Below are 6,288 nucleotides of genomic sequence, written 5' to 3' on the forward strand. Positions count from 1 at the left end.
ATATCGCGAGCTCGCCGCCTGGGCCTTCCAAGGGCGCGACATTGCCTGGCTGGCCGCCCGGGCCGGGGCCGACGGACGACGACAGGTCATGGCGCGGATGCGCGATATCGTGGCCACGCTGCTGGCCGGCGAATCGCCCGGTCGTTGAGCGGGCTTTTCCCGGCGTTGTCGGCCCGGTAAGGTAGGCCGGTTACCCTCATGCAGATCGAACATGAACGAACATCTCGAGCAACTCTCGCCACAACCGCTGTGGCGCCATTTCCGCACGCTGTGCAATACGCCTCGTCCGTCAGGGCACGAGGCCGAACTGGTGGCGATCCTCGAGCGCTGGGCAGAGCAGCATGGGCTCGCCCACGACCGCGACGACTACGGCAACCTGCGCTTGAGCAAGCCCGCTACGCCGGGCCATGAAGAGGCGCCGGGCATCATCCTGCAGGGCCATCTCGACATGGTGGCCCAGGCCAACGCCGATCATCCCCACGACTTCACCCGCGACCCGATCGACACCTACGTGGACGACGGCTGGCTGCGCGCCCGTCATACCACGCTGGGTGCCGACAATGGCCTCGGGGTGGCGGCGGCGCTGGCGATCCTGGAGGACGACACCCTGGTGCACGGCCCGCTGGAGGCACTGTTCACCCTTGAGGAAGAGAGCTCCATGGGCGGCGCCTTGCAGCTGGCGGAGCACTGGCTGCAGGGCAGCGTGCTGCTCAATCTCGATTCCGAGGACCGCGGCGAGGTCTTCATCGGCTGCGCCGGCGGTGCCGACATCGTGGTGGAGGCGCAACTGCCCACCGCCGATTCGGGAGCCGACGAGGTGGCCCTCGAACTCGCCCTGACCGGGCTGGTGGGCGGCCACTCCGGCATCGACATCCATCGCGGGCGCGGCAATGCCAACCGCCTGCTGGTGCGCGTGCTCAGGGCGCTGGAAGCCTACGACATCCGCCTGGTCAGCTATCGTGGCGGTACGCTGCGCAATGCCATCCCGCGGGAAGCCTTCGCCACCGTCGTGCTGCCGGCCGATGAGGTCTCCGCCGCCGAAAACCGGGTGAAGGCGCTCGAACAGCAGCTGCGTGCCGAGCTGGCCGGTGTCGACGAAGGGCTGGCCGTGACCGTGGCGCGAGTGGCGCAACGGCCCGCTCAGGCGCTCAACGCCCATGCCAGCAGCATGCTGCTGGCGGCACTCAACGCCGCACCCTACGGCGTGGAACGCATGAGCAGCGCGGTGCCCGGCGTGGTGGAAACCTCGAACAATCTGGGCGTGGTGAACCTCGACGAAGGGCGCTTCCATCTCTGCGCCCTGGTGCGGTCGCTGCGCGACAGCGCGGTGGCGGATCTGGCCGATCGTTTCCGCGGTCTGTTCGATCTGATCGGGGCGCGCACCCGGGTGGAAAACGCCTACCCCGGCTGGACGCCTGCCCCCGACAGCGCCCTGCTGGCGCGCTTCGAGCGTCTGCATCGGCAGCTGGTGGGACGCGAGCCGGCGGTCAAGGTGATTCATGCCGGGCTCGAGTGCGGCATCCTGGCCGGCAAGTATCCCGGCCTCGAGATGATCTCCTTCGGCCCCTCGATTCGCGGCGCCCACTCGCCCGACGAGCGGGTGGAGCTGGACTCCGTGGTGGAGTTCTGGAACCTGCTGCGGGCGTTGATCGAGGATCTGGCCGCGGACAGCGCTTGAGGCTGCTGGGCTTGAAACGACCCGGCGCCGCGCCCGATGGGCGGCGCCGGGCAGTGCCTCAGGCGTGCTGGCGGCTGTGCTTGCCCTCGGCGATCTCCTCGACCAGCTTGCTGCAGAAGGCGTCGAGGTCGTCGGGCTTGCGGCTGGTCACCAGGCCGCTATCCACTACCACCTCCTGGTCCACCCATTCGGCGCCTGCGTTACGCAGGTCCATCTCCACCGAAGGGTAGGAGGTCATGCGGCGGCCCTTGGCCACGCCGGCGTTGATCAATACCCAGGGGCCGTGGCAGATGGCGCCCACCGGTTTGTGCTGCTCGAAGAAGCGCCGGGTGAAGGCCAGCGCCTGCTCGTTCTGACGCAGGGTGTCGGGGTTGAACAGGCCGCCGGGAAGCTCCAGGGCGTCGTAGTCGCCGGCATCGACTTGGTCGAGCTTGCGATCGACGTCATAGGAAGGCCCCCAGTCGGTGCCGGCCCAGGCACGGATACTGTCCTTGTCCGGCGCGATGACGTGCACCGTGGCCCCTTCGCGCTCGAGCGCGGCCTTGGGCTCGGTGAGCTCCGACTCCTCGAAGCCGTCGGTGGCCAGGATGGCGACGGTCTTGCCTTTCAGCTTCTCGCTCATTCGCTACCTCCTTGCTCCTTGTGCGACGCATAGGGTTGTGCGACGCATAGGGCATCACTGCCCCTTACTCACCATAAAACGGCAAGAGCCGAAGGCAAGGGAAGTGGGGTATCGGACCGTGACTCGATGTAGTGGCCTGTAAGTCCAAGCGTCAGTGGTTGACCTGGATGCGAACCACGGGATAGCCCCCTACGGTGACCAGCGGGACATCGGTGTGGCCTCGGTAGTGATGGTCGTATCTAGGAGGAGCGTAATAGTGGTGCTCCACGACGCGATGGGCGGGTCGGGAGTGACGATGGGCGCGATGATGGCGCCGATGCTTCGGTGGTTTGCCGCGATGGTCGCGCACGTAGTAATGGTGATGATGAATCTGGGTGCCATGAGCGGCATATCGGCCATGGTCGGCGCTTGCCGACATTGAGAAAGGCAGCGACAAGGCGGCTACCAGAGCGGTGAAGATCAGACGTTTCATGGGGGTTCTCCTCAAGTGCCAACGACACGTTACGGTCACCCCTTCTTTTCCCTGACCCCATTATAGCGGTGAAAAGCGAGCATAGTGAACACTGTTCGACTATGCTCGTCGCTCCTGATCACCGCTTGTTACCCTGCGACCTCTTTGGACTGCCTATGGGCAAGTTCTCAGCCCAGGTAGGCGTTGAGCATCCAGACGGTTTTTTCCTGCTCACGGATGTAGTCGCCGGCCTGGGCGGCGGTGCCCTCGTCGTCGGCATCCGAGGCCAGTGCCAGCAGCTCGCGCTGCAGCTCGATCAGGGTCTGATAGCCCTGGAGCACACCGCGCACGCAGGCTTCGCCGTCGTGTACGTCCTTGTCCTCACGGATCTGCGACATGGCCACGTAGTCGCTGTAGGCGTGCACCGGCTTGTGTCCCAGGGTCAGGATGCGCTCGGCCACCTCGTCGACCTTGGTCAGCAAGTCGGTGTAGAACTCCTCGAACTTGGTGTGCAGCTCGAAGAACTGCGGCCCCTTCACGTTCCAGTGATAGCCGCGAACGTTCATGTAGAAGATCTGATAGTTCGCCAGCAGAGCGTTGAGCTTCTCGGCGAGCTGACTGGCGCTGCTCTCGTGCAGACCGATGGCATTGGTGTCACTCATGCGCGTTCTCCTTGTCGCGTAATGGGATTTCCTCAAGTCTACGTGTCGATATGGCGTCGCTTAAGCAATATCTCAACATCGGCACGATAGCCGCTCTGCATGATGTGCGCATGACGCCGGCGACGGTCAAGCGGGGGCGGCTCGTTGACGCAGTGACGATGCTCGGGAACCCCAGCGGCCGTTGGCACTCTCAAGACGGCAGCGGCACCCTTGCAAGGTGGGCTGTGCGGCGTAGACTGCGCCCTATGACGAAAGGAGACACCTCATGCGCCAGTGGTGGTGGATGATGCCCGGATTGGCCTTGCTGGCAGGCTGCCAGACGACACCGACGATGCTGCCCACCGCAGAGCCGCAGCCGGCCGCGGAGTGCCGCTGGGAGGCCGATGGCATCGAACCGCGTGAATGGGTGCGCCGTGCGCTCAACGCGCTTGAAGCGGACGGCTTCGTCGTGCGCGACACCGAGCCGGCGGTGGGGCTGGTCAGCGCCGACCGAACTCGGACGATACCCGGCTACGGCGATCGCTACGACAGCTGGGAGCGCACCGGCTTCTTCGGTGGCGTGGGTATCGGCGCTGGCCGCGGGGTTTCCACCGGCATGATGATCGGCTTCGGTGGCGCCGGCGGCAGCATCGCCCAGGACGCCACCCAGCTCGAGCGCGTATCGGTGATCGCCGACCCGGGCGGGGTGCGGGTCAGTCGCGACATTCAGGTGATCGACTGGCGCGGCGAACTGCGCGAGACCCGCAGCGGTAGCGACGCGCCCTTCTGTGGTTCGCTGCGCCAGGCCATGACGGCCGGGGAGGCGCTGTGATGCGTCGTGCTGTTCTGGTGTCGCTGTTGGCCCTGCTGCTGGCGGGCTGTGCGACGACCACACCGGCCCCGGAACCGCGTGAGCTGGCGTTTGCCGCAGCGCCGGAAGCGGTACTGCAAGAGGCCCTCGGCGTGCTGGCCGACGAGGGCTACGTGATTCGCCGTGCCGATGCCGAACGGGGCCGCGCAGAGGCGGCGCTGGCACGTTGGCCCGGCTATCGGGTCGACGTTGCTGTGGTGCCGGAGGGCCAGGGAGCCCGTGCTTCGTTGAGCGCCACCCGCGGCGGCAGGCCGCTGCCGCCACATCTGCTAGACCCTCTGTTGGCCGAGCTTCAGCGCCGGCTGGGCTTGGCGCCTTGATCGACGTCATTGGTTCTCATGAGAGACACGTTGAGACATGAATCGCTTGCATGATCTTTTTTCCATCAGGGCAAAACGTGCCTGGCTCGCAATCCTGCTGCTGGGCCTGCTGCCCGGCCTGGCGCTGGCCCACCCCCATGGCTGGATCGACATTCGCGTACGCCTGGTGGTCGACGACGAAGGGCGCCTGGAGGCGCTGCATCAGGCCTGGCGGATGGATCCCTTCTACAGCCTGGTGCTGCTGGAGGAGCTGAGCCGCACCGAGGGCGGCCTGGAAGCGGGCCTCGACCGCCTGGGCGGCGAGATCCGTGGCAACCTGGCACCGTTCGACTACTTCACCGAGATTCGCCTGGGCGAGGAGCGGCTCGGTCTGGGTGACGTCTCCGAGTACACCGTGATGGAGCGTGGCGGTCGGGTCGAGTTCATCTTTCTGCTGCCGCTGGAGACGACCCAGCCGCTCAATGGCCAAACGCTGCAGTACAAGGTGTTCGATCCCACCTATTACCTCGAGGTGGTACATGAGGCAGAGGGGGAAACGCCGCTCGACGACGCCTTGCTGGTGAGCGGCGAGCTGGGCTGCAGCACCCGGATCGTTCCCGCCAACCCCGATCCCGAGCTGGTGATGCAGGCCGCCATGCTGGACGTCACCGACGAGGCGGAGCCCGGCTTGGGGCGTCACTTTGCCGAGACCGGAGTCGTCAAATGCGAGTAGTGGCAAGAGCGCACCCCCGTACCCGTACCTGGCTTCTCGGGCTGGGCCTATTGGTCGTGGCCGTGCTGTTACTGAGCTTCTTCGTGCAAGGCGGTCTGCAGTCGCTGAGCCTGCAACTGGTGGCCTGGCAGCGCGACTTCCACCGCGCCCTGACCATGGCGATCACCAACTTTTCCGGCACCCCATCAGCGAGTGCCTGGGCGGCGCTGCTGGGCATCAGCTTCGCCTACGGGGTCTTTCATGCCGCAGGCCCGGGGCATGGCAAGGCGGTGCTGACGACTTATCTGCTCTCCCAGGGCGGCGCGGTGCGCCGGGCGTTGGGTCTCTCCTTTGCCGCTTCGATGCTGCAGGGGGTGGTAGCCATCAGCCTGGTGGTGGTGCTGGTGCATGGCTTGGGCTGGGTCACCCGGCAGGCGATGGGCAGCGTGGTGTGGGTCGAGCAGGCCAGCTTCCTGATGGTGGCGCTGCTGGGGGCCTGGCTGTGTTGGCGAGCGATTCGTCAACTGCGTCGGACGTCGCCGGCAGCAGCAGAGCGCTCTGCCCAAGCGCACGACCATGCACATGGGCATGCGCACGACCACGACCACTCACATGACCATGACCACGCTCACTGCTGCGGCGGGCATCATCACGTCGATCCCCAGCAGGCTGCCGATTGGCGCACGGCGCTGGCTACGGTGGTCTCTATCGGCATCCGTCCTTGCAGCGGCGGGGTTCTGCTGCTGGGGGCCGCCAGCCTGCTGGGTCAGTTTGCCGTGGGCGTGGCGGCGGTCATGGTGATGGCGCTGGGCACGGCGCTGACCGTTTCCGCGCTGGCGTTGGCCAGCGTCTTCGCCCGGGGCTGGGCCGAAAAGCAGCTGGCGAGGCAGAACGGTCTGCAGCGGGCCAGCCGCCTGCTCGGCTGGGTGGCCCTGGCGGGCGGGCTCGCCATCATGTCGTTGGGTATCTCGCTCTCGGTGACCGGAATCACCCAGCCGACTTCTGCCCCCATGC

General features: G+C 66.3%; 8 protein-coding genes. 5 read left to right on the forward strand and 3 right to left on the reverse strand.

Annotated elements, in window-relative coordinates; translation table 11 throughout:
* Positions 1 to 211 precede the first annotated feature (211 nt).
* On the forward strand, positions 212 to 1,678 hold the full coding sequence (locus B8115_RS08995; protein ID WP_010627454.1) for an aminoacyl-histidine dipeptidase: 1,467 nt from the start codon (positions 212 to 214) through the stop codon (positions 1,676 to 1,678).
* 58 nt (positions 1,679 to 1,736) lie between these two features.
* On the opposite strand, the gene B8115_RS09000 is transcribed toward B8115_RS08995, so the two are convergent.
* The 3 genes from B8115_RS09000 to B8115_RS09005 all read right to left on the reverse strand — a co-directional run bounded on the left by B8115_RS09000 (position 1,737) and on the right by B8115_RS09005 (position 3,413).
* A complete protein-coding gene (locus tag B8115_RS09000) occupies positions 1,737 to 2,300 on the reverse strand; it encodes a type 1 glutamine amidotransferase domain-containing protein (RefSeq protein ID WP_010627455.1) in 564 nt (187 codons plus the stop codon).
* Positions 2,301 to 2,451: 151 nt separating this feature from the next.
* Positions 2,452 to 2,772, reverse strand: a complete 321-nt coding sequence (locus B8115_RS23265; protein WP_141638551.1) for a hypothetical protein — start codon at positions 2,770 to 2,772, stop codon at positions 2,452 to 2,454.
* 167 nt (positions 2,773 to 2,939) lie between these two features.
* Positions 2,940 to 3,413: a Dps family protein gene (locus B8115_RS09005; RefSeq protein WP_010627456.1), complete on the reverse strand. Its 474-nt coding sequence runs from the start codon at positions 3,411 to 3,413 to the stop codon at positions 2,940 to 2,942.
* Positions 3,414 to 3,678: 265 nt separating this feature from the next.
* On the opposite strand from B8115_RS09005, the gene B8115_RS09010 reads away from it, so the two are divergent.
* The 4 genes from B8115_RS09010 to B8115_RS09025 form a co-directional block, all read left to right on the forward strand.
* Positions 3,679 to 4,224 (forward strand): hypothetical protein, encoded by a 546-nt coding sequence (locus tag B8115_RS09010; RefSeq protein ID WP_010627457.1) that lies wholly within the window; start codon positions 3,679 to 3,681, stop codon positions 4,222 to 4,224.
* On the forward strand, positions 4,224 to 4,583 hold the full coding sequence (locus B8115_RS09015) for a hypothetical protein (protein WP_010627458.1): 360 nt from the start codon (positions 4,224 to 4,226) through the stop codon (positions 4,581 to 4,583). Before B8115_RS09010 ends, B8115_RS09015 begins: the two co-directional genes overlap by 1 nt.
* 37 nt (positions 4,584 to 4,620) lie before the next feature.
* On the forward strand, positions 4,621 to 5,295 hold the full coding sequence (locus B8115_RS09020) for a DUF1007 family protein (protein WP_010627459.1): 675 nt from the start codon (positions 4,621 to 4,623) through the stop codon (positions 5,293 to 5,295).
* The coding region (locus B8115_RS09025; protein WP_010627460.1) for a nickel/cobalt transporter at positions 5,286 to 6,288 on the forward strand (1,003 nt) is incomplete at its 3' end. The genes B8115_RS09020 and B8115_RS09025, both read left to right, overlap by 10 nt.

The sequence above is a fragment of the Halomonas sp. KM-1 genome, from assembly GCF_000246875.1.
Classification (GTDB): domain Bacteria; phylum Pseudomonadota; class Gammaproteobacteria; order Pseudomonadales; family Halomonadaceae; genus Halomonas; species Halomonas aerodenitrificans.